We start from the raw sequence: 949 nt of genomic DNA, 5'->3' as shown, positions 1-949 counted from the left end.
CCAAAGTGTTGACGAACATACCGATCAGATCGTCGAGCTGCGCCTCACCGCGACCGGCGACAGGAGCGCCGATTGCGATGTCGGTTGTCGCGGACAACCGTGCCAGCAGCACGGCCAGCGCAGAGTGGACGACCATGAACGGGGTTGCGCCCGTCGCCTGACCTGTTGCTTCCACGTCGGCCCACAGTTGCGCGTCGATGGTGAAGGTGTGGTTCGCTCCTTGTCCCGTTGCGATCTCGGGGCGGGTGCGATCACTGGGAAGGTCCAGCTGCTCGGGAAGGTCGGCCAGGGCATCGGACCAGTAGTTGATCTGCTGCGCGATGATTGACTGCGGATCGTCCTCGAACCCGAGAACCTCACGCTGCCACAGTGCGTAGTCGGCATACTGCACCGGCAACGGCGTCCACACCGGGGCTTGACCCTGTGAGCGGGCGAAGTACGCGGTCATCACGTCCCGGGTCAACGGGCTCATCGAGAAGCCGTCGGTCGAGATGTGATGCACCACGAACGACAACACGAAGTCATCATCGGCGACCTGGAACATCTTGGCGCGCATCGGAACCTCGACGGTGACATCGAAGCCCTGGGCGAAGAACGAATACAGCTCCGCCTGGATTCGGTCGTCGGTGACGCGTTCTACACCGAGATCGATCGAGACATCTCCAGCCGAGAGGATCTTCTGGTAGCCGATTCCGTCGACCTCGGGGTAGACCGTGCGCAGAACCTCGTGGCGACCGATAACATCGTGAACTGCCGAATTCAGGGCGGCCAGATCGAGCGCACCCGTGAGCCGAACGGCAACAGGGACATTGTTGACAGCCGATGCCGTGTCGAATCGATTGAGGAACCACATGCGCTGCTGCGCCAACGACAACGGCACCTGCGCCGGACGCACCTGCGCAGTCAACGCCGCACGCGAACCACCACCGACATGAGAACCGAGGCGAGC

1 protein-coding gene is annotated in these 949 nt (G+C 62.5%); it reads right to left on the bottom strand.

The genetic code is table 11. The features are described 5' to 3' along the window. Positions 1–949, bottom strand: a 949-nt coding sequence (locus QM596_RS29570; protein WP_283310599.1) for a condensation domain-containing protein, incomplete at both ends; no start/stop codon positions are given.

Source organism: Rhodococcus sp. IEGM 1406, from assembly GCF_030056745.1.
In the GTDB taxonomy this organism is placed as follows: domain Bacteria; phylum Actinomycetota; class Actinomycetes; order Mycobacteriales; family Mycobacteriaceae; genus Rhodococcus_F; species Rhodococcus_F erythropolis.
Note: the sequence above shows the minus strand (reverse complement) of the source record. Positions and strands in the feature narration are given on the sequence as shown.